Source organism: Micromonospora sp. NPDC051924 (assembly GCF_055586005.1).
This window is the reverse complement of sequence record NZ_JBVJJA010000020.1, coordinates 1-24,043: the sequence shown is the minus strand read 5'-3', so window position 1 is coordinate 24,043 and position 24,043 is coordinate 1. Positions and strand designations below refer to the sequence as shown.

Below are 24,043 nucleotides of genomic sequence, written 5' to 3'. Positions count from 1 at the left end.
CTCAACCTACGCCCGGAACAGGTGCCGACGGATCGCCGCCACGTTTCCGAAGATGCGCACCCCGAGCACGACCACCACGCCGGTCGACAACTGACCACCCACCCCGAGCTGATCACCCAGATACACGATCAAACCCGCCACCAGCACGTTCGAGATGAACGACACCACGAACTGCTTGTCGTCGAAGATCCGGTCCAGCTTCGCCCGCACGCCGCCGAACACCGCGTCGAGCGCCGCCACCACGGCGATCGGCAGGTACGGCTGCAACGCCGCAGGCACCGTCGGGTCCAGATACACCCCGAGCACCACACCGGCGAGCAACGCCAGCACCGCGATCATCGGCCACCTCCGGAGGGGCTGGGAGACGTCCGCGAGCCGGACGGCCCCGGACTGGTCGAACCGGCGACACCCGAACCCGACGGCGACGGGCTCGGACTCACCGAGGGCTCGGCGTAGCGTAGCCGCGGCTGCGGCGCCGCCGGCAGGGTGAGGCCCTCGGCATCCTTCACCCCGAACGACAACCCGGTGGACCTCGCCACCTCCCGCATCAGGCCCGCCGCCCGACTGTCGTCGAACCGCTCCCGCATCGACCCCGGACCGATCGCCGACACCTCGTACGGGCTCGTCACCGGCCGGTAGTCCACCAGGATCGCCTCACCGGCCGAGCGGATCGTCGACGTCGCCGTCAACCGCTGCCCGTTGATCGCCACCGCCTCCGCGCCCGCCGCCCACAACGCGTTCGCCACCTTCTGCAGGTCCGAGTACAACACCCGGGACGGGCCGGCGTCCGCGCCTGTCACCGCGTCCTTGTCCTGCGCCGCGTCGGCCAACCGGACCACCACACCGTCACCGCGCACCCGGCCCAGCCCGGTCCCCGCCTCCAGGCTCCGCAACCGGGACGCCTGCGAGCCGCTCAGCGCCGCGTCGCGCTCCCGGCTCACCTGCTCGCGCAGCTGGTCCGCGCGCGCGGTCAACCGGTCCGTCTCCGCCTCACGCTGCTTGATCTCGGCGATCAGCCCCGCCCGGGCCTTGGCCCGACCCGGCTCCTCCGCCATCGTCTCCCGGTACGCCACCGCGAACAGGAACCCGATCACCACGATCACCACCAGGCTGACCGGACGGCCCAGCAGCTGCCGCACCCGCGACGGCCGCACCGTCCGGCGCCGGGCTGCCGCATCGGCGTACCCCGGGTCGAGCGGGTTGCGGAACAGCTCGGTGAGGAAGTCCGGCGCGTACACCCGCGCCGACGGGTCGCGGCCGTCCCGGTTCGCCGCGCTCACATCGCCACCCCGGCCCGCCGGGCCCGCATCGCCCGCACCAGGCGGCTGGCCTGCACCACGTACATCGCCCCGGCCACCCAGTAGAGCACCAGGCCCCACCAGGCCAGACCCCAGCCGATCGCCCCGGCCGCGGTGGCCGCGCCCGGCACAGCCGCGGCCAGCAGCAGGACCGGGAACGCCGCCAACAACAGGAAGGTGGCCGTCTTGCCCACGTAGTGCACCGGCGGCGGGCCGTACCCGTAGCGCCGCAGCACCCCCAGCGAGCCGAGCAGCAACAGCTCGCGAGCCAGCAACGCCGCGGTGAACTGCCACGGCACGATCTCCCGCGCGGTGAACGCCAGCAGCGTGGCCAGGATGTAGAGCCGGTCGGCGAGCGGGTCGAGCAACTCCCCGAGCCGGCTGACCTGGTGCATCCGGCGCGCCACCCAGCCGTCCACCCAATCGCTGGTGCCACCGATCGCAAGCACCACGATCGCCGTGACATCGGCGCGCACCACCAGGAAGAGGTAGAGGAAGAGCGGCACGCCGACGAGCCGGACGAAGCTGATCAGGTTGGGCAGGGTGAGGACACGGTCCCCCACGACCGCCGTCGTACCGCCCGGAGCGGGGTGCTCCGACGGAGCCGGCCGACGCGACACCGAACCTCCCTTCGCAGCACGCTCCGGCGGCCGACCGTGATCGGCCGCTCCTCCAGGCTCGTGCGCGTAGCCGGCCGGTCAGCGCCGGCGCCCTCTGCGATCCCGGGCTGGGACCTCCCCGATGCGGCCCACGATCGAATCGATCGTGGGCCGGCAAGTTTGCGCTGCCACTATATCGGGCCCTGGCGGCCCGACCCGGGGCGTGCAGCTCGCGTCGTGAGTCGGTTGGCTGTGTGCGGCGCCACACCACCCCTAAGGCGTCCTAGGATACTAGTGGAATGCGGAACACCAGCGCGGGAGGCTCAGGAGCGGGGCACCGCTCAGGCCGTACGGGCGGTGGAGTCGGAGCCGGCGGGCGCGGCCACGGTGGCCGCCTGGCTGAACGCCACCAGGGCCAGCAGCAGCTCGTGCTGCACCCGGTTGGGCATCCGGTCCAGCACCGCCTGGACCGCCTGGTGCCGCCGCTCCTTCAGCTCACGCAGCAGGGTCTCCGCGGCGGTGGTGGGCACCAGGCGCACCTCACGTCGATCGCGCGGATCGGCCACCCGGCGCAGCAGGCCGACCGCCTCCAGCCGGTCGCAGAGCCGGCTCGCCGAGGACGGCACGACGTCCAGCAGCTCGGCCAGCCGGTTCACGTTGCTGTACGGGTGGGCGATGATCAGCGAGAGCACCCGCAGCTGCGTCGGAGAGACGACGTTGTGCCGTGAGGTGGCGGAGTCGAGCACACCGATGAGCGCGTCGGCAGCCTCGTCGATGGCTGCGGCAAGATTCGGAGGTCGCTCCACCCGCTGTCCCCTGGGATCGTCCCGCTCGTGTTTCCCGCCGGTCCGGTTACCGCCCGCTCGCGTCGTCGACCGGCCTGGAACCGCGCCAGTCCAGGCAGACAACGACCGCGTCGTCGCGAAGATCCGCGTCGGCGTGGTACGCGTGCAGTTCGCGCATCACCGTACCAACTGCTTCGGTCGCCGGTTGCAACCGAGTAGACCGCATCGCCCGCGCCATGGCCCTTTCTCCATAGGGCTCCTGGCCATCCGGCTGCGCCGCGTACACCCCGTCACTCACCACGAACAGCCGGTCCCCCGGCTCGACGGCGAACTCCTGCACGTCGTACCGGGTCTCGGCGAACATGCCCAGCGGCAGCTGCTGCTCCAGCCGGATCGGGCTGACCGTGCCGCCCCGCACCCGCAGCACGTGCGGTGAGCCGGCATCCACCGCGCGCACCACCCCGCGCCGGGTGTCCAGCTCCAGCAGCAGCGTCGCCACGTGCCGGCTCCCCCGGTGCTGGTAGAAGATGGTGTCCGAAGCCAGCTCGGCCTGCTCCACCAGGCTGCCGCCCGAGCGCCGGGCGTTGCGCATGGCGTTCACGGTGACCGCGGTGAGCAGCGCGGCGGCCAGGCCGCTGCCGGTGCCGTTGAGCACCGTCAGGGTGAGCCGGTCCCCGTCGACCGACCAGTCGAAGTGGTCGCCGCCCACCGTGTACGCCGGTTCGAGCTGCCCCGCCAGCACGAAGTCGCCGTGCGCGACGCTGCGACCGGGCAGCAGGTCCCACTGCATCTCGGCGGCCATGCTGAGCCGTTCCCGCCGGCGGGCCTGCCGGTAGCGGTCGGTCTCCCGGTCGGCGGCCCGCAGCGCCACCGCCAGCTCGTCCGCGACGTCCCGCACCGCCTCGACCATCGCCCGGGCCGGCGACTCCGGCAGCTCGACCAGCAGCACCCCGAGGCGCTCTCCCCAGACCGACAGCGGCAGGTAGGCCCGACAGCGGCCGTCCTCGCCGGTGTCGAGCACCGGTTGCTGGCTGCTGAAACAGCGCTGCGCCACGCCCTGGCGGGTCAGCGAGCCGCCGTCGGGCAGGTCCGGGTCGAGCACCGGCCAGAGCCCGCTGAACCGGTAGTCTGCGATGAACACCTCGGTCCGTGCGGCGCCGAGCGCCGCACGCAGCGCCCGGTCGGCGGCCTCCGCCAACTGGTCGGGTGGCGCCGCGCGTAGTGCGCGCGCCACCTGTCCGGGCCCGTGCGGCATGCTCATCCTCCGAGGACGACTATTGCTGTAGGGCAAGCATCATACGGAGGACGGTCGGTGCCCGGACGCCCGGTTCCGCCCGGGCCGCGGGGCCGCTGGCGGGTGCGACTCGATCACCTCATCTGACCTGCGCGAGCGTGCGTCACCCGGTCCGCGGTGCCTTGGTCGCGGCGACACCGGCCGGGCCGGTGGCCACGGCGGGCCAGCCCGAAGAAGACCACCCCGACCGGCCTCCTCCCCCACCCCGGCACGAACCGGTGCAGCTGGGCCGGGTCGACGGTGCCGATATCGGTGGCCCGATCATGCGTGCGGTGCGCGGCTGGTCGGGCTCGGCCATCGACGAGGCTCCCCTCCTCGGGCGATGGGGGTCAGCGTACCGACGGGTCGGCTCCGGCGGTATCGCCCCGGGGACGCCGTACCGGCCGGGATACTGGCCGCGAGCGGGCGGCGGCCAGGGAGGTACGGGGTGAACTCGGCGAACGGCGCGGCGGTGGTGGTCGGCGTGGACGGCTCGGAGCCGGCGCTACGGGCCGTACGCCTGGCCGCCGGCGAGGCCGCCCGACGGCACCGGCCGCTGCGGGTGGTGCACGGTTTCATCTGGCCGTTGCTGCGCGTACCCGTGGGCGCGCCGGCCGAGGGACCACCCGGCGGCGGCCTGCGCCACCAGGCGGAGGAGATCGTCGCCGCGGCGGTCACCGAGGCGGAGGCGGCGGTTCCCGGGGTGCGGGTCTCCGGGGAGATCATCGACGGCGAGGCGTCCGCGGCGCTGATCGGCGAGGCCCCCACCGCCACCGTGATCGTGGTCGGCGACCGGGGGCTGGGCGGGTTCGGCGCCCTGGTGGTCGGCTCGGTGGCGATCCAGGTCGCCGCGTACGCCGACTGCCCGGTGCTGGTGGCGCGCGGCGCGGAACACACGGCGGGCCCGGTGCTGGTCGGGGTGGACGGCTCGGCACTGTCCCGGGCGGCGGTGGAGTTCGCCGTCGAGGAGGCGGCGGTGCGGGGCGCCCGGCTGCACGCCGTGCACGCCTACACCCACCCGGCCTCCGGGGGGCCCGGCGACATGCAGCCGCTGGTCTACGAGGAGGGCCAGCTGCGCGGCGAGGAGGACCGGGTCCTGGCCGAGTCGCTCACCGGGCTCGCCGAGCGCTGGCCGGAGGTGCCGGTGACCCGGGAGGTGGTGCACGGCCGCCCGGTCGGCGTGCTCACCGAGGCCTCCCGCACCGCCCAACTGGTCGTGGTCGGCGCGCAGGGCCGCAGCGAGCTGACCGGTCTGCTGCTCGGCTCGGTGAGCCAGGGGGTGCTGCACCACGCCGCCTGCCCGGTCGCGGTGGTGCGCTCCCCCGGCTGAACGGTTGGCCGCGCCCGCGACGGGTAGACGGTCGGGAAGCCACTGCGACCGGAGGAGGCAGGGATGCCAGGACCACGGCCGGGCAGCAACGCGTACGACAAGGAACGGGCGCGCCTGCGCGATCTGATCGAGAATTCCGGACGCGCCGCCGACCAGGAGGCGAACCAGGTCGCGAACCGGATCCTGCAGGACGACCGCGGTCAGCGCGGCATCGTCCGGGGCGAGCGGACGTTCGGCCCCAAGGGCGAGCGCGAACCAGGCGACCCGAAGTGAGGGCCGCCCCGGTGGTCGACGGCGCCATCGCTGGCGCCGTCGGCAGCGCCGCGTTGAACATCGTCAGCTTTCTGGACATCGCGGTCCGGGCCCGCCCGGTGAGCAGCACGCCGGAACAGACCGCCGGCCGCCTCGCGGACGTCGCGCACGTCAACCTCGGGCCCGAGGAGCAGGCGGCCAACCGCCGCTCGGGCCTCGGGCCGGTGCTCGGGTACGGCATCGGCATTGCCGCCGGAGCGGTCTTCGGCGCGCTTTCCGCCCGGCGCCGGATCCCGCTGCCGGTGGCCGTCGGAATGCTCGGCGGCGGGGTGATGGCGTCCTCCGACGGGTCGCTTGCGGCGCTGCGGATCAGCGACCCCCGCACCTGGCGGCGGGCCGACTGGGTGGCCGACCTCGTCCCGCACCTCGCATATGGAATGGCGGCCGCAGCCACCTGGCGGAGGCTGCGGCCGCTGTCGCGGCGGGGCCGTTAGCCCCGCCGGCCGCTCTCGTCCTCGGCCACCGGCTCAGCCGCCGGACCGTACGGCGACACCTGCCCCTTGGGGACCGGTCGGCCGACGTCCGCGTTGGACGTGCCGCTGTTGCGCGGTGCCCCCGCGGTGCCGGGACCCTTGCTGTCCTGACTGGTGGCACCCCGGTTGTTGCGGCGGAGCTCCTGCTGCTGCGGATTGACCACGGGTCTCTCCTTCCGGTGGAGCACGCGACGTCGGCCGCGCACCTCATCCGGGTACCCGCCCCCGCCGGGCGCATTCCGGCCCTGGTCCGGCGTCTGGACCGGCCCGGCGGGGGTACCCGGCAGGGATGCCGAACGATCGGAACCTGGCCCGGGCATTGCTGGACCGGCAGGGCCGCACCTACGCCGAGGAGGCCGGGATCGCACTCGCCGACCGGCCGGGACAGCTCTACCAGCTGCTGGTGCTCACCACGCTGCTGAGCACCCGGATCCGGGCGTCGGTGGCGCTGGCCGCGGCCCGGGAGCTGTTCGCCGCCGGCTACCGCACCCCGCAGGCAATGGAGGCGGCGAGCTGGCAGGACCGGGTCGACGCGTTGGGCCGCGGCCACTACCGGCGCTACGACGAGCGGACCGCCACCATGCTCGGCACCGGCGCCCGGCTGTGCCTGGACCGGTGGCACGGGGATTTGCGCCGGATGCACAAGGAGGCGGACGGGGACCGGACGGTGCTGCGCCGGCTGCTCACCGAGTTTCCCGGGATCGGACCGACCGGGGCGGACATCTTCCTGCGGGAGGCGCAGACCGTGTGGCCCGACGTGCGCCCGTACGCCGACCGCCGGGCCCTGGCCGGGGCGCGGCGGCTGGGCCTGCCGGCGAACCCGAGCGGGCTGGCCGGGCTGGTCGGCGAGGGCGAGTTCGGGCGGTTGGCGTCGGCGCTGGTCCGGGTGGCGCTCGGCGAGGAGTCGGCGGGCGAGGTCAGCCGCACGGCCGCCGCGGCCCGCTGAGCCGCCCGCCCCGCCTCACTTGGCGGCCGGCTTGGTCAGGTTCCAGGCCAGCGCGGCGGCGAGCAGGGCGAGCAGCACGACCCCGCCGGAGATGCCGCCCTCCCCGCCGTTCTGCCGGTTTCCGGTGGCCCCGAAGTAGATGACGGCGAGCCCGGCGAGCACCGTGATGAACGTGCGGAATCCTCGGTCCTTCACGCCTCGCACGATACGACCGATCCGCACCTTTTCTGGGCTTTTCGCGACAGGTTCCCCCGTCCGGAGCGGGTGTCACTCCTCCGGGCAACCGGCGGCGGGGCCGCGCAGCCGCACCCGGCGGATCGCCCGGTCCGCCACCTCGACCACCTCGATGGTGAGCCCCGGCAGGCGGATCCGCTCCCCCGGGCCGGTGGGCACCCGGCCCAGTCCGGCCAGCACCAGCCCGGCCACCGTGGTGTACTCCCGGGACAGCGGGAAGGTGACCCGGACGCCGGCGTCGGGCAGGTCGTACAGCGGGAAGTCCCCCGGCAGCAGCAACGCCCCGTCCGGCTCCCGGACCGCCCGGCGCACCTCCGGGTCCGTCTCGTCGTACAGCTCACCGACGACCTCCTCGAGCAGGTCCTCCATGGTGACCAGGCCGTCGATGCCGCCGTACTCGTCGACCACCAGGGCGAGCTGCTCATGTCGCTGGCGCAGCTGCCGCATGGCGTCGGCGACCGGCAGGGTGGCCGGCAGCAGCAGCGGCGGGCGGGACCGCTGCCCGGTGCTCGCCCCACCGGCGTCGACCAGGTCGCGGATGTGCACCACCCCGCGTACGTCGTCCAGGCCGCCGGGGCCGACCACCGGCGCGCGGGAGCGATTCGCGGCGACCAGCCGGCGGATCGCCTCGGCCGCCGGCAGCGACGCCGGCAGGACCGTCACGTCCCGGCGGGTCACGAGGATCTCCCGCAGGGTACGGCCGGCGATGTCGAACGCCCCGGCGAGGATCTCCCGCTGCTGCGCCGACAGCCCCCGCTGGCTGACCAGCAGCTCGCGCAGCTCCTCCTCGGTCATCTCCTGCCGGCTGGCCCGGGGATCGCCGCCGGCCAGCCGGACCAGCACGTCGGTGGCCCGGCTCAGCAGCCACACCGCCGGCCGGGACAACCGGGCCAGCAGGTCCAGCGGCGGCGCGCTGAGCAGCGCCCAACGTTCCGCCGACTGCATGGCCAGCCGCTTCGGGGCCAGTTCGCCGACGACCAGCGTGACGAAGGTCAGCGCGACGGTCACCAGCAGCACGGCGACCGGGTGGGCGGCCCGGCCGAAGAAGCCGAGCAGGCCGGCCAGGGGCGCGGCCAGGGAAACCGCGGCGGCCGCCGAAGCGAGGAACCCGGCCAGCGTGATGCCGAGCTGGATGGTGGCCAGGAACCGGTTCGGCTCGCGGGCCAGCCGGACCAGCCGCGCCCCGGACCGCCCGGCCCGGGCCAGCCGTCGCAACTGCCCCTCGCGCAATGTCACCAGCGCCATCTCGCTGCCGGACAGCGCCGCGTTGACCAGCACCAGGACCAGGACCAGGACCAGCTGGCCGGCCATCAGTCGTTCTCCAGGTCGTCCAGCGAGATCGCGTGGGTCATCAGCCACCGGGCCAGCGCGGCCATCCCGAACAGCCACAGCGGCGCGGATTCGGTCGTCCCGTTCGTGGCGAAGATGGCGAACCGCAGGTCCGGTGCCCGGTACGCCTCGATCCGCCACCGATGGTTCTTGTCCCGCCAGACCGCCGAAGGGTCCATGGCGTCACCGTAGGTGACCGGGCGCTCCCGCCGACGCCGGTTCGCCTCAGCGGGGCGGGGTCACCACCTCGCGGGCGTCGTCGGGGAGCCGGCGGGTGGCGCCGCGCCGGTCGAGGAGCTCCAGCAACGGCACCGCCACCCGCCGGGTGGTGTCGAGCGCCTGCCGGGCGGCGCTGAGCGTGAACGGCTGCGGCAGCCGGGCGAGCACCCCGACCGCGTCGTCGAGCGCCCCGGGCAGCAGCACCACGTTCTCGGCGAGCCGCAGCAGGGCGCCGGCCCGCACGGCCGCGCCGATCTCCCGGGGTCCGAGGCCGAGGTCGGCGAGGCGGTGCGCCTCAGGCGCCTGGAACGGGCGGTCGCCGTACTCGGCGCGGACCCGGGCGACCGCGCGGGCCACCGGTTCCGGCAGCCCATCGGCCGCGGCGGCGGTGACCCGGCCGGAACGCAACCGCAGCGGTGGCCGAAGCAGGGCCTCCACCAGCGCGCGCTCGGGCAGGGCGAGGCGCTGGCGCAGCACGTCGACCGGCACACCCGGTTCGAGGGGGTGCTCGCGGGCGTACCGGGCGACCTCCTCGGTGAGCCGACCGCCCAGGGTCCGCCAGTGCTCCGGATCGGCCAGCCAGTCCCCGGCGACCGGGGCGCCGGTCACCGTGACCCCCATCCGGGTCAGCTCACCGGCCCGCACGAGCCGCCGGCGGCGCAGCTCACCGCCCAGGTCCGGCCGGCCGTCCAGCCCGGCGAGGACAGCGGCCCGGGCGGCGGCCGCACCGCGCCGGCGCAGCGGCGGCGGGTCCACGTCCAGCACCGTCACCCCACCGGCCACGTGGTGCCGGCCGGGGTCGCGCAGCAGGGCCCGGTCGCCGATCAGCAGCGGCAGCGGGCGGGCCAGCCGCAGCCGGACGGTGTCCGGGCCGAGCGGGCGGACCCGTACCGGCACGGCGGCGGAGCCCACGTGCAGGGTGAGGGTGGCCGGCAGGTCGGCCGCCGGGTCCCCGGTGAGCCGGACGTCGAGCAGGTCCGTCGGCCGGAACCGTCCCGGGCTGAGCAGGGCGTCGCCCCGGGCCACCAGGTCCCGGGACACCCCACGCAGGTTCACCGCGACCCGGGCCACCGCGTCGACCTCGATCCGGGCGGCGTTCAGCGAGTGCAGGCCCCGGACCCGGACCGGCTCCCCGGTGGCGGCCAATTCGAGCTGATCGCCGACCCGGAGCCGGCCGCCGCCGAGGGTGCCGGTGACCACGGTGCCGCTGCCTCGGATGGTGAACGACCGGTCCACCCAGAGCCGTACCGGGGCGTCGCGCGCCGGGTCGGGCAGCCGGGCGACGAGCCGGTCCAGGGCGGCACGCAGCTCGGGCAGGCCGGCGCCGGTGGTGCCGCTGACCGGCACCGCCTCCACCTCGCCGAGGGAGCTCGCGGCGATCTCCTCGCGCGCCCGCGCGAGGGCCGGCCCCGGGTCGGCCAGGTCCGCGCGGGTCACCGCCAGCAGGCCGTACGACACACCGAGCGCGTCCAGGGCGGCCAGGTGTTCGGCGGACTGCGGCATCCAGCCCTCGTCGGCGCCGACCACGATCAGCGCGGCGGGGACCGGTCCCACCCCGGCGAGCATGTTCGGCACGAACCGCTCGTGGCCGGGCACGTCGACGAAGGCGACGGTGCCGCCGGAGGGCAGGGTGGTCCAGGCGAAGCCGAGGTCGATGGTCATGCCCCGGCGGCGTTCCTCCGCCCACCGGTCGGGGTCCATCCCGGTCAGCGCCCGGACCAGGGTGGACTTGCCGTGGTCGACGTGGCCGGCGGTGGCGACGACCCACACGGTCAGCCACCCACCCGCAGCACCGCGGCACGGACGGTCTCGTCGGCGTCGGCCGGTACGCAGCGCAGGTCGAGCAGGAGCCGGCCGTGCAGCATCCGGCCGAGGATCGGCGGTTCGCCGGTGCGCAGCGGCTCGGCGTACCGCTCGGGCAGGCTCAGCGCCCACGAGTCGAGTTCCACGCCGGGCGCGCCGCCACCGCCGACGACGGCGACGCTGGGCACCACCTCGGCCTTGGCGCCGTCCTCGCCCAGCCGGTCGCGCAGCCGTTCGGTGCGTTCGCGCAGGGCCGCCGGGTCGGCGTGCAGCGCCTGCCGGGTGGGGGTGGTCGGGCCGTGCAGGGTGGCGGCGAGCGCGGCGAGGGTGAGCTTGTCGACCCGCAGCGCCCGGGCGAGGGGGTGCCGGCGCAGCCGCTCGACCAGATCGGCCGCGCCGAGCAGCAGCCCGGCCTGCGGGCCGCCGAGCAGCTTGTCGCCGCTGGCGGTGACCAGGTGCGCGCCCGCGCGCAGGGTGCCGGCGGCGTCCGGCTCGTCGGGCAGCAGCGGGTTGGGGGCGAGCAGCCCGGAACCGATGTCGGCGACCACCGGTACGCCCAGGGTGGCCAGCTCCCGGACCGGCACGGCCGAGGTGAAGCCGCTGACCAGGAAGTTCGACGGATGCACCTTGAGCAGGAAGCCGGTGCGCGGGCCGATGGCGGCGGCGTAGTCGGCGCGGGTGGTGCGGTTGGTGGTGCCGACCTCGCGCAGCCGCGCGCCCGTGCTCTCCAGCAGGTCGGGCAGGCGGAAGCCGTCGCCGATCTCGACCAGTTCGCCGCGGCTGACCACGATCTCGCGATCGGTGGCGAGGGCGGTGGCGGCGAGCACCAGGGCGGCGGCCCCGTTGTTGACCACGTGCACGCCCGCCGCGTCGGGCACGGCGGCGGCGAGCGCGTCGAGCGCCTCCCGGCCGCGCCGGGCCCGCCGGCCGGTCCGCAGGTCCAACTCGACATCGGTGTGGCCGGCGGCGGAGACGAGGGCGTCAACGGCGGCGGCGGAGAGCGGGGCCCGGCCGAGGTTGGTGTGCAGCACCACGCCGGTGGCGTTGAGCACCGCCCGGGGCGCCGGCGCGGGCAGGTCGGCCAGCGCGGCGTCGCGTACCTCGTCGGGGGTGATCTCGCCGGTACGGGCGCGCTGCTGGGCGCGGACGATGGCGGCCTTCACCCGCTCACGGCCGAGCGAGCCGACGGCGGCGGCCAGCCCGGGGTCGGCGAGCAGCGCGTCGGTACGTGGCACCCGCCGCCGCGGGTCGACGTCACGCATCGGTTCACCCCCTCTGGCAGGCCTCGCAGAGGCGGAACCCCGGAATCTGCTTGGCGGAGACGGACGGGAATCGAACCCGCCTGGCCCGGGTCCCGGACCACACCGGTTTTGAAGACCGGGAGGGGCACCAGCCGCCTGAACGCCTCCAAACAGCACTTAACCACACGCGATCTCGATCCGCCCGGGGAGGGCGGTGGGTCCGCCGGATCAGGGTCCCGGCGTCTGGAAGTGGGGCCTCGGCTTGCCGGGTGCGGTGGGCAGCCGGGTGATCGGCGGGAGCACCAGCGCGACGAAGGCGAGGATGCCGATCACCGTGAACGGCAGCGTGTAGCTCTTGCCGCTGGCGTCGTAGAGCAGCGCGGTGAGCAGCGGGCCGACCACGCCGCCGATGCTCCACGCCACGATCATCGCCCCGTAGATGGCGCCGGCGTTCGGGGTGCCGAAGTAGTCGGCGGCGGTCGCCGGCATGGTGCCGAAGCCCCCGCCGTAGGCGAGGTAGACCAGCGCGGCGAGCACCGCGAAGAGCCAGAAGGCGGAGGCGTGCGGCAGGATCAGGAAGCAGACGCCCTGCAGCGCGAGCATGCCGAGGAACGCGGGCATCCGGCCGACCCGGTCGGACAGCCAGGCCCAGGCGACCCGGCCGCCGCCGTTGAACAGGCCGAGGATGCCGACCATCCCGGCGGCGGTGGCGGCGCTCACCCCGGCGACCGCCTGGGCCGCGTCGGCGGCCTGGGAGATCAGCGCGATCCCGCAGGTCACGTTGAGCGTGAGGATCAGCGTGAGCAGGTACCACTGCCGGATGCGCAGGGCCTCGCCGAAGGTGTAGACCCGGGTGCCGGCGACGGCCCGGCCGCCGACCGCCGGGGTGAAACCGGGCACCTGGTAGCCGGCCGGCGGGTCGCGGAAGAAGGACGCCCCGAGCAGGACCGCGACCAGGTAGGCGAGGCCCAGGGGCAGGAAGACGTCGGTCTTGTGGTCGGTCCCGGCCAGCAGCGCCTTCGCCACCGGTGCGGTGATCACTGCGCCGAAGCCGAAGCCGGCCACGGCGATGCCGGTGATCAGGCCCCGCTTGTCCGGGAACCACTTGCTGAGCATGGCGATCGGGGTGATGTAGGCGGCGCCGAGCCCGATGCCGCCCAGCACCCCGTAGGTGAGCAGCAGCAGCCACAGCTGGTCGCTCGAGGACACCAGCGAGGCCAGCATGGTGCCGACGGCGTACAGGATCCCGCCGCCGAGGGCGACCGGTCGTGGTCCCCGGCGGTCCTGGATGCGCCCGCCGACCAGGCTGCCGATGAAGATGGTCCCGATCGCCACCTCGAACGGCAGCACCACCTCGGCCTTGCTCCAGCCGAACTCGGCCTGCAGCGGCTTGTTGAACACGCTCCACGCGTACACCGCGCCGAGCGCGAGTTGGACCAGCACGGCCGCCAGCACGAGGCCCCACCGGCCCCGTGTGGGTGGTCGGCCGTCCCGCGAACCCCTGGTTGTCGTGGCCATGAGCGGTACCCCCGTATCGGCTCATGGGCCTGGCGCCTGTTACGTGTCTGCCCCCGGATTCGGGCCGGCGCCCGGCCCGCTGACGTCTGATGTCCCCTGCTCCCGCCGCTGCGCGCGTTCCCGCTGCGGGACGACGGTGTACTTCGGGTCCCTCGCCGAGGCGACCCCGCCATGGAAGATGCCGAACCGGGTGCAGACCGAGGCGGCCAGCAGGGCGCCGCCGGAGAGCGCGGAGAGCACCCGGCTGCGGCGGCCGACCAGCGCGCCGACGACGCCGGCCGCCGTGAGCGCCCGGCCCGCGCGCAGCAGCTTGCCGGCGGTGCCGATCGCGTAGGGCTCGCTGAGCAGGCCGAGCCGGTTCTCCACCCGGTGGGAGCCCCACAGCTCCAAGGCGGCGCCGGCGACGGCGAGGCGCCGGGCCGGGCCGGCCTGCGCGCTCGGCGCGGCGAGCAGCCCCACGCCGGCACCGCTGGCCAGGGCGCTGCCCGCGAAGATGGTCGGCAGTTCCGGGTACGCCTCGTGCCAGGACGGCACCGCGGTGTCGGCGAGCAGCACCCCGGTGTACGTGGCCAGCGCCGGCGCGGTAGCCGCGGCGAGCAGCCCGGCGGCCTGCCCGGCCGGGGGCAGCAGCCTGCGGCCGAGGCCGAGCACGCCCCGCTCGGGCAGCCAGGGCGCGGCCTCGGCGACCGCGGCGACCCCGGCGGCCGGGCCGAAGGCGGTGAGGATCCAGGTGCCCATGCTCATCGGGGAGGTCGGCTTCGCCACCCGCAGCATGTGGTGGAACCGGCTCGGCTTGCCGAGATCACGAACGAGGAAGAACGCGCTGGCGCTGACCGCCGCCAGGGAGGTCACCCGCCCGGCCCGACGCAGCGCCGGCCGGTCGGTGAGCTGCCCGCCCGCGGCCAGCAGCGACGAGCCCGCGGCGAGGCCGCCGGTGAACAGGTACGCGGCGATGTCCCACTTCCACACCGGCGCCTTGAGGATCGGGCGGCCGTAGTAGGAGGTGAACTCGGCCGGCGGCACGTTCAGCTGCTCCCCGCCACCGCCACTGCCGCGGCGGCGTCGATGCGGCTCGGCGGGCGCGACGTCGCGCGGCGGGTACGGGGCCAGCCCGGCGTCCTGGGCACCCCGGTCGGTGCGGGCCACGCCCGCGCCGGTGCCGGTGGCCCGGCTACCGCGCTCCTCACCCGCTCTGAGCGGCCCGGCGCCGTTGTGGCCGGTGCCGTTCACCGCCGGCGCGCCGGGCTCACCCTCGGGCGCCGTGCCGAGCGGCGGGGTGACCTTCGGACCGTGGCCGGTGCGCGGGCCGGGCCCGCCGAGGCGCTCCGGCCCCTCGGCGGCGAGCCGCTCCCGGAAGCGGCGGAACAGGTCGCCCACCGGGGCGCGTTCCGGACTCACGATGAACCTCCGACGAACGCGGCGACGGCCGCCGCTGCCATGGCCAGGGCGGCCAGCCCGGCCCGCTTCCACATCTTCGGCAGGTCCCGGGTGGTGACCACCGGGTCGGGGGGCAGGCCGTACACCTCGGGCTCGTCGAGGAGCAGGAAGAACGCGCCGTCGCCGCCGACCCCGTCGGTGGGGTCGTGGCCGTAGAGGCGAGCCTCCGGCACCCCCCGATCGTGCAACGTGGCGACCCGCTGCGCGGCGCGTTCCCGCAGCTCGTCCAGCGGGCCGAACTGGATGGACTCGGTCGGGCAGGCCTGCGCGCAGGCGGGGGTCTTGCCGGCGCCGAGCCGGTCGTAGCAGAGCGTGCACTTCCACGCCCGGCCGTCGCCCTTGCGCTGGTCGATCACCCCGTACGGGCAGGCGGAGATGCAGTAGCCGCAGCCGTTGCAGATGTCCTCCTGCACCACCACCGTGCCGAACTCGGTGCGGAACAGCGAGCCGGTCGGGCAGACGTCCAGGCAGGCGGCGTGGGTGCAGTGCTTGCAGACGTCCGACATCATCAGCCAGCGGAAGTCGGTGCGGGACTCCACGCCGGTGGCCCGGCCGGGCGGCTGCGACCCGGGCATGCCGAGGAACTCCGGGCCGGCGGCCATCCGCGCGGCGGCCTCCGGCTGACCGGGGGGAAGGCCGGGGTCGGTGCCGGTGTCCGTCACCGTGCCGGCCGCGACTGCCGCGTCGGCCGGGCTGGACGCCTCACCCGTCGGGTTGCCGGCGAACGGCGGGGTGCGGTGCCCGGCGGGGCGGGGCTGCTCGACGAAGGCGACGTGCCGCCACGAGTTGGCGGTCAGCGCCCCGGTGTTGTCGTACGACATGCCGAGCAGATCGAAGCCCGCGTCCGGGACGCCGTTCCACTCCTTGCAGGCCACCTCGCAGGCCTTGCAGCCGATGCAGACGCTGGTGTCGGTGAAGAAGCCCATCCGGGGGCCGGCGTCGGCCCAGCCCGCATCCGGCGCCGGGTCGAGCGGACCGTACAGGCTGTTGGCGTCAGGCATCCCCGTCTCCGTCGTCCTGTGCCGCCTGCGCGGGCGTCTCCTCGTCATCACCGGCGCGGGGGGGGGGGCCGCCGCCCGCGCCGGTGGTGACGATCGGCACCTTCCGGTCCGGCGTCATCCCGGCCCGCCGCTGGTATTCGCCGACCAGGTCCAGCAGCGCCGGCCCGGTGGGACGGCGGCCCGGCCGGACGTCACAGGTGCCCACCTTGCTCTCCTGGATGAGCACGTTCGGGTCCAGGGTGATGCCGAACAGGTCGTTGGCCGAGTCGCCGGTGACCAGTCCCTCCCGGCCGAAGTGGTACGGCAACCAGAGCTGGTGGATCACCCGGCCGTCCACTCGCAGCGGGGTGAGCCGGTCGGTGACCAGCACCTTCGCCTCGATCACCGCACGCCCGCTGATCAGGTGCGCCCAGCCCAGGTTCGCCAGCCCGACCTCGGCGGCCAGCTCCGGGGACACCTCCACAAACATCTCCGGCTGGAGTTCGGCGAGCGGGCGTACGGTGCGGCTCATCCCGCCCGCAGTGTGGTGCTCGGTGAGCCGGCTGACCGTGAAGACGTACGGGAAGACCTGGCTGTGCGGCTCCGGCGGGCTCGGGTTCATCCGGTTCACCGGGTGCACGTACACCTTGCGGGTCGGGTTGGCCTGCTGCCCGTACAGAGGGTTGCGCAGCGGGGACTCGGCCGGTTCGTAGTGGGTCGGCAGCGGACCGTCCAGCACCCCGCTCGGCGCGAACAGCCAGGCCTTGCCGTCGCCCTGCATGACGAACGGGTCGTCGCCGGCGAGGGCCTCCGGACCGGAGGCACCGTCCGGCGGCCGGTACGTCGGCGGCTTCGTCTTCTCGAAGTCCGGCACGTCGCGGCCGGTCCACTCGCCCTTCTCCGCGTCCCACCAGACGTACTTCTTCCGCTCGCTCCACGGCCGGCCCTGCGGATCGGCGGAGGCGCGGTTGTAGAGAATGCGGCGGTTCGCCGGCCACGCCCAACCCCACTCGGCGGCCACCCAGTCCTGCTCGTGCCGGGACTTGCGGCGGGCGGCCTGATTCACCCCGTCGGCGTAGACGCCCGAGTAGATCCAGCAGCCGATCGCGGTGGACCCGTCGTCCTTCGCCTCGGCGAACGCCGACAGCGGCCGGCCGGTGGCCACCTCGTAACCGTTGATCTCCTTGAGCACCGCCTCGGCGCTCGGCTCGGCGTGCGGACCGTGCGTCGGGTAGTCCCAGGCGAGGTCAAGCAGCGCCCGGTCGCGGGGCTTGGTGGAGCCGACCAGCCTCTCCCGCAGCACCCTCCCGAGGTGGTAGAAGAACCACAGCTCGGAGCGGCAGTCGGCCGGCGGTTCGAGGGCCTTCTCCCGCCACTGCAGCAGCCGCTGCGTCTGGGTGAAGGTGCCCTCCTTCTCCACGTGCGAGGCCGCCGGCAGGAAGAACACCTCGGTACGGCACTCCTCCGGCACGATCTCGCCGGTGGCCACCTCGGGGCTGTTGTTCCAGAACGTGGCGCTCTCGATCATGAACAGGTCGCGGACGACCAGCCAGTCGAGGTTCGCCAGGCCCAGCCGTTGGGCCCGGCCGTGCGCCGAGCCGACCGCCGGGTTCTGGCCGAGCAGGAAGTAGCCCTTCACCTTGCCGTCGATCATGTTCAGCACCGTCTGGTACGTGCCGTGGTCGCCGGTCATGCGGGGCAGGTACCCGTAGCAGAAGTCGTTCTCCGGGGTCGCCGCGTCACCCCAGTACGCCTTGAGCAGACTGGCCGCGAAGGCTCGCGAGTTACCCCAGAAGCCCTTCTGCCCGGGGTGGCGGATCCGGTCCACCCATTCTTCGAAGCTCGGGTGGATGGCGTGGTGCGGCATGGGCAGGTAGCCCGGCAGCAGGTTGAACAGCGTGGGGATGTCCGTGGAGCCCTGGATGCTGGCGTGCCCGCGCAGCGCCAGCACGCCGCCGCCCGGCCGGCCCACGTTGCCCAGCAGCAGCTGGATGATCGCCCCGGTGCGGATGTACTGCACGCCGACGCTGTGCTGGGTCCAGCCCACCGAGTACACCAGCGCGCCGGTCCGCTCCCGGCCGGAATTCTGAGTCCAGGCGCGGGCCAGCTCGAGGAACTCCTCCTGCGGGATGCCGCACACGCGCTCCACCATCTCGGGGGTGTAGCGGGAAAAGTGCCGCTTGAGGATCTGGTAGACGCACTGCGGATGCTGCAGCGTCTCGTCGCGCTGGACATCCGAAGGCAGCGGCATGCCGTGCGACTCGTGCCGGAGGCCGGCCGCGCTGTCGCGCTCCCGGCCGGTGCCCCGGATCCGCACGTCCTTCTCGTGTCCCTCGTACTGCCAGCTGGTCTCGTCGTACGAGCCGGTCTCCGGGTTGTAGCCCGAAAAGAGACCGTCCAGGTCCTCGGTGTCCGCGAACTGCTCGCTGACGATGGTGGCCGCGTTCGTGTACGCCAGCACGTACTCCCGGAAATCCAGCTCGTTCTCCAAGATGTACCGCACCACGCCGCCGAGCAGCGCGATGTCGGTGCCCGCCCGGATCGGCAGGTACGTGTCGGCGAGCGCGCTGGTCCGAGTGAACCGTGGGTCGACGTGAAAGACCTTGGCCCCGCGCCTCTTGGCCTCCATCACCCACTGGAAGCCCACCGGGTGGGCCTCGGCCATGTTGGAGCCCTGGATGACGATGACGTCAGCGTTGACCAGGTCCTGCTGGAAGACCGTTGCGCCGCCGCGACCGAAGCTGGTCCCCAGACCGGGGACGGTGGCGGAGTGTCAAATCCGGGCCTGGTTCTCGATCTGGAGTGCCCCCATCGCCGTGAACAGCTTCTTGATGAGGTAGTTCTCCTCGTTGTCGAGGGTGGCCCCGCCGAGGCTGGCGATGCCCAGAGTCCGATTCAGCGGCCGCCCCTCGTCGTCGACGTCCTCCCACGTCTCGTCGCGGGCGGCGAGGACCCGGTCGGCGATCATATCGAGCGCGACGTCGAGGTCCAGGTCCTCCCACTCCGTGCCGTACGGCCGGCGGTAGCGGACCTTGGTCTGCCGCAGCGGACTCGTGACCAGGCTCTTGCTGGCCGAACCCTTCGGGCAGAGCCGACCGCGGGAAATCGGGCTGTCCGGGTCACCCTCGATCTGGGTGACCTGGCCGTCCTTGACGAACACCCGCTGCCCGCAGCCCACGGCGCAGTACGGGCAGACCGAGCGGGCCATGCTGTCGGCCGTCTCGGTGCGGGCGGTCAGGGCCGCCGAACGGGCCGACTGGGCGGCGGCGCCCCGGCCGAGCGGGTCGGTGCCGGTGAGCTGCCGATAGACCGGCCACCCCTCGATGAAGGTCTTCAGACCCATCCCGGAACCCCCTCCCCCGCTGGCGGAAGCTGACCTTCTGAACACTAGGGCAGCCGCCGGGCTCCCGCGAGTCGAGTGTCGGAACAGGTTCCACGTTTGAATCGTCGGCGGCTGGCAAAAAGCCGCCCATGCCGGGGATCCGCGGATGACCCCGGTGCTGCTGGTGGTGGCGAAGGCGCCGGTCCGGCCTGACCAGGGGTACGCGGCCTGCCCGGGGCCGGCCCTGTTCCGGGCGGCGGCGCAGCGCACAAACAGCGGCGCCCCGGCTCGTGGCCGGGGCGCCGCTGGGCGTCGGTGTGCAGGTCGCCTCTCGGCGAGTGGCGCGACGCGGCTCCAGCCGGACGGTATTCCGCGAAGGCAAATTAGGTGAGGCCCGGGGACACTGGACACACCGACGCTCTCCACAACGGTACGGGCACTCTCGTTCTTCCGCCGCTCTCGGTGACGGCGGTCACCCGTTCCCGTGCGCTGGCCGGCACCCCGTGGTGGGGGTGCCGGCCAGCGTTGCGTGTGTGGGTCAGTTGTTCCAGTGCTGGGCGACCAGGTCGGCGGCCTGCTGCTCCCACTGGGCGTAGGCGTCCGGGTAGGCCGACACCTGCACGGTCTGCGCGGCCTGGGTCAGCGGCATGTCCTGCCAGCCGTCGACCTGCTTGAGGCCCTTCTCGAAGGCGAGGGTGGCGTACTCGGGGTCGGTGATCTGCTCCGGCGTACCCCAACCCGAACTCGGGCGCTGCTGGAACAGGCCCAGCGAGTCGTGGTCATTCTGGTCGCCGAGGTGGCCCAGGTTCTCCAGCTTCGACTCCTGCAGGCTGGTGGCGATCGAGATGACCGCGGCCCGCTCCGGCAGGCCCGCCTTCTTCGTCGCGGCGATGATCGCCTTGGCGTTACCGACCTGCTCGCCGTTCAGGGTGATCTTCGACTGGGCGCCCTGCACACCATGCGGGATCAGCTTGCCCGTGTCCGGCTTGTCCGCCTGCACCGCGACCGCGACCGGCTTGCCCTCCACAGGACGAGCCTCAGCGTGGGCGGCGATCGGACCGGCGAACACACCACCAGCGAAAGCCAGACCAGCAACACCAAGAACGCTCTTACGCAGCATCGTGTTCATGGGAAAGCTCCATTCGGGGGTTGGCACACCAACACCGATGGGGGGTCGGCGGGTGCGCAAGCACCGTCAGGCGCTCAAGCAAAAAAGGGGGAAAGTCTTGCGGGGGGATCCGACGCTCGCGGGGCTTGGCCGCTTCGCGGCGCCGGGACCATGTGTAACGACCGGCGGCCCACCACCATTCCCGGGGACCCGTCACCCCGTCGGGCGGGGCGGTCTTCCTCGGCCGTGCACCCGTGTTCAACGACCCCGCCCCGGCCACCATTCCGACCCCCGGATGCCCCCGGTCACACCCCCAAACCGGACACCACACCCCACCGACGACCACACCACCCAGCCGCCTGGCCCGTCAATGGAACGCCATGGACGTCTCCGGGACCCGGTGACCTCCATGGCGTTCCACCCACCGCACCCGAGCCCGCCCACAACCGGACAAAACACGCCCCCGCCCCGCCCTCCCCTGGCCAAGCCCTCGCCACCACGGCAGGCCGACCTTCATCCACTCGGCGTGTCGCAAGGGGCGGTAACCGGCGGCCGGGACAGCACGATCGGCCGCAGAACGAGTCACTCACCGAAACGCAGACCGGCCGGTCCCCGAACGGGGACCGGCCGGTCATGGCAGTACGACTTACCAGAGCTGCTGGACGATGTCCGCGGCCTGCTCCTCCCACTGCGCGTACGCGTACGGGAAGGCCGAGACCTGGACCGTCTGGGCCGCCGCGGTCAGCGGCAGTTCGTGCCACCCGCCCACATTCTTCAGGGCGTTGAAGAACGCCTTGCTGGCGTAGTCGGGGTCGGTGACCTGCTCGGGCGTGCCCCAACCGGACGACGGGCGCTGCTGGAACAGACCCTCCGAGTCGTGGTCGTTGCTCGCGCCGAGGTGGCCGAGGTTGTACAGCTTCGACTCCTGCAGCGAGGTGGCCACGCCGATCACGGCGCCCCGCTCACCCACGCCGGTCTCCTTGGCCGCCTTGACGATGGCCTTGGCGTTGGCGAGCTGCGCGTCGTCGAGCGGGACACGCGACTGCGCGCCCTCGACGCCGTGCGGCACGAGCTTGTCCCGGCTCGGCCGGTTGGCCTTGCTGTGGACCTTGTCGCTCGCGGTGGTCAGACCGGACTCGACGGTGGTGGTCTGCTTGCCGGTGTCCGGGTCGGTCTCCGTCTTCTTGCCCGTGGCCAGGTCGATCGCGGCGACGGCACCCGAGTGCGGACCGCTGGTGACCGGAGCCGCGATCGCGGTGGGGCCGAGGGCCAGCCCGCCCAGGGCGGCCACGCCCGCGACGGTCAGTGCGGCCTTGCGGTTCGGGGTCTGCGCGATGGCGGTCTTCGCAGCGGCGGTCTTCGCAACAGCGGTCTTCACGACGGCGGTCTTCGCGATGACCGGGAGCCATCGAGTGAAGGTCTGCTTCACGATGGATGCCCTTTCGATCGTTAGGACGCGCTCCGGGGTGAGCGCCCTCCGGGGGAACTACTGACCGGTACGGGTTTGCGTTCCGGCGGTACGGGGGACACAACCAGCTCCACGTGTCGGTCATTCCGGATATACCGGAGCAGCGGCAGGCTGCGGTCCAGGTCACGACGAAATTCGGACGGGACGGGCCGGGCAGGCGTGGAACGGCGGAACGGGACGCGACGGTCAGCGCGCTGCCGGGGTGCCGTACCAGACCAGGACGTGCCAGAGCTGCTTGAGATGCTGGAGCGTGACCGCAGCCGGCCCCCGGTCGGCCCAGCGATCCGGCTCGGTGACCACCGACGCGGCGGCCCGGCCGACCAACGCGGCGTCGACCGGCTCCCCCGGCCGGGCGAACTCGGCGTGCACCCGGGCCGCGAGGGGCGGGATCGCCGGGCCCCGGAAGTCGGGGTCGATCCCGTCGACGGGCAGCTCGAATCCGGCGTGCCAGGTCAGCGGGAAGCCGTGCCGGTCGGCGACGCGATGGAGGACACGTGCCACGTCCGTGCCCCGGAACGACGGGTCGGCCACGAGGGCCTCGACGTCCCGGGCGAGGCTCAGCTCGCCGTGGATCTGCGCCTCGATGTAGTCGTCGAGGGCGCGTCCGGCAGCGTACGAGGCGCGCTCCCGGCGCCGGAGCAGGGTCTGCAGCAGGGTGCCGGTGTCCAGGCCGTTCACCCCGAGGCTGACACCGGTGTCGGCAGTGGCGGTGAGCAGCGCCGCGAGCACCGGCTCGAAGACGTCGACCGTGCCGAACTCGGTGGGCTCGATGTGACTGTCCCCGAAGCACAGGGTGGCCCGGGCGAGAACCTCTGGACGCAGCCGCAGGTGGCAGGAGCCGAACCGGGGGCAGGCGCCGTCCGGGTGGTCCAGCAGGTTCAGGCCGCCGTACTTCGGACGCTCGGCCGGCAGCACGCCGGGGCGCTGGTACGCCCGACCGAACATCTTCTCCTCCCACCGGTCCCGGTCCCCGCCGGGAAAGGCGGTCAGGCCGCCGTTGGAGATACCGGTCTCGAACTGGCTGCGGTAGACGTCCTCCTGGTCCAGCGCCTCGGCGACGGTCCGGCCGTCGCGCAACAGTCGGTCCGGGTGGAAGTTGAGGGTCAGCCGCCCGTGCCGGGCGACCGCGGCGACCACCTCGTCCGACCGGTACCCGGCGCCCGAGCCGGCCAGGTGCTCGGCGATGACCGCGAGCGCGGCCCGCCGGTCGCGCAGCGCGACGTCACGGACGTACCGTACGGCGGCGGCCTGGGCGGGGGTCATGCTGGGGTCGGGCACGCGCCAGAGTATCGCCGGGCCGGATGGCGGGCTGCCACCCGGATTCGTCAGACGTCGGTGCCGAAACCGTCCAGGGCGGCCCGTTCGTCGGCGGAGCGAAGCTCCTGGAAGACGGTGAGGTGCAGGCCCGCCGGGCCGTCGAGGCGGGCGTTGAGCGACTGCCACGGGGTGACGGTGGGCGGGGCGACCTCGGTGGCGCCCGCCGCGACCAGACGCTCGGCCACCGCCCGGCTGTCGTCCACTTCGAACGCCACCCGCAGCCGGGGCGCGACCTGCCGGCCGACCTCCACCTCGTCGATCATGCGCTTCTGCGCCGGGTTTGCCAGCTCCAAGGTGGCCCGGCCGGCCTCCAGAATCACCACGCGGGCGTCGTCCCCACCGGAGTACGCTGCCTGCTCGGGCAGACCCAGGGCGTCGCGGAAGAAGGCGACCGCGGTGTCGTAGTCCTCGGCCTCCACCACCAGGCGCAGCTGCCGTACGGTCGGTGGGCGGTCGTTCCCCTGCTCGGTCACGGTTGCCGATCATAACCGGGCGCGAGGCCGCCCAGCCGGGCCAGGAAGCGCGCGTTGTCCGGGGTGGCCGCGAGCTGGCGCAGCAACTGGTCCAGGGCCGCCTGCCGGTCCACCTGGGACAGCGCGGAACGCAGGGCCCGCAGGCGCTGCCGCTCCACGGCGGTGAACAGCAGCTCCTCCCGGCGGGTGCCCGAGGCCCGCAGGTCGACCGCCGGAAAGGCACGCCGGTCGGCCAGCGACCGGTCCAGCTTCAACTCGGCGTTCCCGGTGCTCTTGAACTCCTCGTGGATCAGGGTGTCGGCGGCGGAACCGGTCTCGACCAGCGCTGAGGCGAGAATGGTCAGCGAGCCGCCCTCCTCGATCGCGCGGGCCGCGGCGAGCAGCTGCTTCGGCGGGTTGAGCGCGGCCACGTCCACGCCGCCGGAGAGCGTACGGCCGGCCGAGCGGACGGAGAGGTTGTAGGCACGGCCCAGCCGGGTCAATGAGTCGAGCAGCACGACCACGTCGTGGCCCAGCTCGACCAGGCGCTTCGCCCGCTCGATCGCCAGCTCCGCCACCGTGGTGTGGTCCTGCGGCGG

At 73.7% G+C, this 24,043-nt stretch carries 23 protein-coding genes, 1 tRNA gene and 1 pseudogene; 4 read left to right on the top strand and 21 right to left on the bottom strand.

Annotated elements, in window-relative coordinates:
• Window positions 1-6: 6 nt before the first annotated feature.
• From ACZ6S5_RS17570 to ACZ6S5_RS17550, 5 genes are all read right to left on the bottom strand, one after another.
• Window positions 7-339 carry a small basic family protein gene (locus ACZ6S5_RS17570; RefSeq protein WP_007071104.1) on the bottom strand — a complete coding sequence of 111 codons (333 nt, stop codon included), beginning with the start codon at window positions 337-339 and terminating at the stop codon, window positions 7-9.
• Window positions 336-1,280: a DUF881 domain-containing protein gene (locus tag ACZ6S5_RS17565; RefSeq protein ID WP_466001545.1), complete on the bottom strand. Its 945-nt coding sequence runs from the start codon at window positions 1,278-1,280 to the stop codon at window positions 336-338. Before ACZ6S5_RS17565 ends, ACZ6S5_RS17570 begins: the two co-directional genes overlap by 4 nt.
• Window positions 1,277-1,918: a CDP-alcohol phosphatidyltransferase family protein gene (locus tag ACZ6S5_RS17560; protein ID WP_466001543.1), complete on the bottom strand. Its 642-nt coding sequence runs from the start codon at window positions 1,916-1,918 to the stop codon at window positions 1,277-1,279. The genes ACZ6S5_RS17565 and ACZ6S5_RS17560 overlap by 4 nt, the downstream gene beginning before the upstream one ends.
• Before the next feature lie 320 nt (window positions 1,919-2,238).
• Complete coding sequence (locus ACZ6S5_RS17555; protein WP_466001541.1) at window positions 2,239-2,703, bottom strand: MarR family transcriptional regulator; 465 nt, start codon at window positions 2,701-2,703, stop codon at window positions 2,239-2,241.
• A gap of 46 nt (window positions 2,704-2,749) precedes the next feature.
• On the bottom strand, window positions 2,750-3,943 hold the full coding sequence (locus ACZ6S5_RS17550; RefSeq protein ID WP_466001539.1) for a PP2C family protein-serine/threonine phosphatase: 1,194 nt from the start codon (window positions 3,941-3,943) through the stop codon (window positions 2,750-2,752).
• Window positions 3,944-4,403: 460 nt separating this feature from the next.
• Between ACZ6S5_RS17550 and ACZ6S5_RS17545 the strand changes: the two genes are divergently transcribed.
• The 3 genes from ACZ6S5_RS17545 to ACZ6S5_RS17535 all read left to right on the top strand — a co-directional run bounded on the left by ACZ6S5_RS17545 (window position 4,404) and on the right by ACZ6S5_RS17535 (window position 6,031).
• Window positions 4,404-5,285: a universal stress protein gene (locus tag ACZ6S5_RS17545; protein ID WP_466001537.1), complete on the top strand. Its 882-nt coding sequence runs from the start codon at window positions 4,404-4,406 to the stop codon at window positions 5,283-5,285.
• 63 nt (window positions 5,286-5,348) lie between these two features.
• Window positions 5,349-5,558, top strand: coding sequence for a phosphatidylethanolamine-binding protein (locus tag ACZ6S5_RS17540; RefSeq protein WP_073833194.1), 210 nt, complete (start codon window positions 5,349-5,351; stop codon window positions 5,556-5,558).
• Window positions 5,555-6,031: a hypothetical protein gene (locus ACZ6S5_RS17535; protein WP_466001535.1), complete on the top strand. Its 477-nt coding sequence runs from the start codon at window positions 5,555-5,557 to the stop codon at window positions 6,029-6,031. Before ACZ6S5_RS17540 ends, ACZ6S5_RS17535 begins: the two co-directional genes overlap by 4 nt.
• Here ACZ6S5_RS17535 and ACZ6S5_RS17530 read toward each other — a convergent pair.
• Complete coding sequence (locus tag ACZ6S5_RS17530) at window positions 6,028-6,234, bottom strand: hypothetical protein (RefSeq protein ID WP_466001533.1); 207 nt, start codon at window positions 6,232-6,234, stop codon at window positions 6,028-6,030. The genes ACZ6S5_RS17535 and ACZ6S5_RS17530 overlap by 4 nt on opposite strands.
• A 125-nt stretch (window positions 6,235-6,359) precedes the next feature.
• On the opposite strand from ACZ6S5_RS17530, the gene ACZ6S5_RS17525 reads away from it, so the two are divergent.
• Complete coding sequence (locus ACZ6S5_RS17525; RefSeq protein WP_466001531.1) at window positions 6,360-7,016, top strand: HhH-GDP family DNA glycosylase; 657 nt, start codon at window positions 6,360-6,362, stop codon at window positions 7,014-7,016.
• Window positions 7,017-7,031: 15 nt separating this feature from the next.
• Here ACZ6S5_RS17525 and ACZ6S5_RS17520 read toward each other — a convergent pair whose 3' ends face one another.
• From ACZ6S5_RS17520 to ACZ6S5_RS17450, 15 genes and pseudogenes are all read right to left on the bottom strand, one after another.
• The gene (locus ACZ6S5_RS17520; protein ID WP_466001529.1) at window positions 7,032-7,211 is read right to left on the bottom strand and encodes a hypothetical protein; all 180 of its coding nucleotides are present in this window, start codon (window positions 7,209-7,211) and stop codon (window positions 7,032-7,034) included.
• A gap of 72 nt (window positions 7,212-7,283) precedes the next feature.
• Window positions 7,284-8,561, bottom strand: coding sequence for a hemolysin family protein (locus tag ACZ6S5_RS17515; RefSeq protein ID WP_466001527.1), 1,278 nt, complete (start codon window positions 8,559-8,561; stop codon window positions 7,284-7,286).
• Complete coding sequence (locus ACZ6S5_RS17510) at window positions 8,561-8,758, bottom strand: hypothetical protein (RefSeq protein WP_109944258.1); 198 nt, start codon at window positions 8,756-8,758, stop codon at window positions 8,561-8,563. The genes ACZ6S5_RS17515 and ACZ6S5_RS17510 overlap by 1 nt, the downstream gene beginning before the upstream one ends.
• Window positions 8,759-8,804: 46 nt before the next feature.
• A complete protein-coding gene (gene selB, locus ACZ6S5_RS17505; RefSeq protein WP_466001525.1) occupies window positions 8,805-10,568 on the bottom strand; it encodes a selenocysteine-specific translation elongation factor in 1,764 nt (587 codons plus the stop codon).
• Window positions 10,569-10,570: 2 nt separating this feature from the next.
• A complete protein-coding gene (gene selA / locus ACZ6S5_RS17500; RefSeq protein WP_466001523.1) occupies window positions 10,571-11,863 on the bottom strand; it encodes an L-seryl-tRNA(Sec) selenium transferase in 1,293 nt (430 codons plus the stop codon).
• A gap of 51 nt (window positions 11,864-11,914) precedes the next feature.
• Window positions 11,915-12,010, bottom strand: a tRNA-Sec gene (locus tag ACZ6S5_RS17495).
• A gap of 60 nt (window positions 12,011-12,070) precedes the next feature.
• The gene (locus tag ACZ6S5_RS17490) at window positions 12,071-13,297 is read right to left on the bottom strand and encodes an L-lactate MFS transporter (protein ID WP_466001521.1); all 1,227 of its coding nucleotides are present in this window, start codon (window positions 13,295-13,297) and stop codon (window positions 12,071-12,073) included.
• Between the two features lie 102 nt (window positions 13,298-13,399).
• Entirely contained in the window at window positions 13,400-14,758 is a 1,359-nt protein-coding gene (nrfD, locus tag ACZ6S5_RS17485) for an NrfD/PsrC family molybdoenzyme membrane anchor subunit (protein ID WP_466001519.1), read from the bottom strand.
• The gene (locus ACZ6S5_RS17480; protein ID WP_466001517.1) at window positions 14,755-15,798 is read right to left on the bottom strand and encodes a 4Fe-4S dicluster domain-containing protein; all 1,044 of its coding nucleotides are present in this window, start codon (window positions 15,796-15,798) and stop codon (window positions 14,755-14,757) included. The genes nrfD and ACZ6S5_RS17480 overlap by 4 nt, the downstream gene beginning before the upstream one ends.
• A complete protein-coding gene (gene fdh / locus ACZ6S5_RS17475) occupies window positions 15,791-19,120 on the bottom strand; it encodes a formate dehydrogenase (protein WP_466001515.1) in 3,330 nt (1,109 codons plus the stop codon). The genes ACZ6S5_RS17480 and fdh overlap by 8 nt, the downstream gene beginning before the upstream one ends.
• A gap of 517 nt (window positions 19,121-19,637) precedes the next feature.
• A complete protein-coding gene (locus ACZ6S5_RS17470) occupies window positions 19,638-20,228 on the bottom strand; it encodes a hypothetical protein (RefSeq protein WP_466001513.1) in 591 nt (196 codons plus the stop codon).
• Between the two features lie 625 nt (window positions 20,229-20,853).
• The gene (locus ACZ6S5_RS17465; protein ID WP_466001511.1) at window positions 20,854-21,636 is read right to left on the bottom strand and encodes a hypothetical protein; all 783 of its coding nucleotides are present in this window, start codon (window positions 21,634-21,636) and stop codon (window positions 20,854-20,856) included.
• 225 nt (window positions 21,637-21,861) lie between these two features.
• Window positions 21,862-22,938, bottom strand: coding sequence for a DUF3626 domain-containing protein (locus ACZ6S5_RS17460; RefSeq protein ID WP_466001747.1), 1,077 nt, complete (start codon window positions 22,936-22,938; stop codon window positions 21,862-21,864).
• Window positions 22,939-23,000: 62 nt separating this feature from the next.
• Window positions 23,001-23,465, bottom strand: coding sequence for a VOC family protein (locus ACZ6S5_RS17455; RefSeq protein ID WP_466001509.1), 465 nt, complete (start codon window positions 23,463-23,465; stop codon window positions 23,001-23,003).
• Window positions 23,462-24,043, bottom strand: a pseudogene (locus ACZ6S5_RS17450) (transcription termination factor Rho); the annotation flags it as partial. The pseudogene ACZ6S5_RS17450 and the gene ACZ6S5_RS17455, both read right to left, overlap by 4 nt.

Bases quoted from the DNA above. Each gene is read 5' to 3' on its own strand.
- selA (WP_466001523.1), bottom strand. From the start codon at position 11,863: ATGCGTGACGTCGACCCGCGGCGGCGGGTGCCACGTACCGACGCGCTG.
- ACZ6S5_RS17470 (WP_466001513.1), bottom strand. From the start codon at position 20,228: ATGAACACGATGCTGCGTAAGAGCGTTCTTGGTGTTGCTGGTCTGGCT.
- ACZ6S5_RS17510 (WP_109944258.1), bottom strand. From the start codon at position 8,758: ATGGACCCTTCGGCGGTCTGGCGGGACAAGAACCATCGGTGGCGGATC.
- ACZ6S5_RS17525 (WP_466001531.1), top strand. From the start codon at position 6,360: ATGCCGAACGATCGGAACCTGGCCCGGGCATTGCTGGACCGGCAGGGC.
- ACZ6S5_RS17570 (WP_007071104.1), bottom strand. From the start codon at position 339: ATGATCGCGGTGCTGGCGTTGCTCGCCGGTGTGGTGCTCGGGGTGTAT.
- ACZ6S5_RS17515 (WP_466001527.1), bottom strand. From the start codon at position 8,561: ATGGCCGGCCAGCTGGTCCTGGTCCTGGTCCTGGTGCTGGTCAACGCG.
- ACZ6S5_RS17540 (WP_073833194.1), top strand. From the start codon at position 5,349: ATGCCAGGACCACGGCCGGGCAGCAACGCGTACGACAAGGAACGGGCG.
- ACZ6S5_RS17550 (WP_466001539.1), bottom strand. From the start codon at position 3,943: ATGAGCATGCCGCACGGGCCCGGACAGGTGGCGCGCGCACTACGCGCG.
- ACZ6S5_RS17480 (WP_466001517.1), bottom strand. From the start codon at position 15,798: ATGCCTGACGCCAACAGCCTGTACGGTCCGCTCGACCCGGCGCCGGAT.
- ACZ6S5_RS17460 (WP_466001747.1), bottom strand. From the start codon at position 22,938: ATGACCCCCGCCCAGGCCGCCGCCGTACGGTACGTCCGTGACGTCGCG.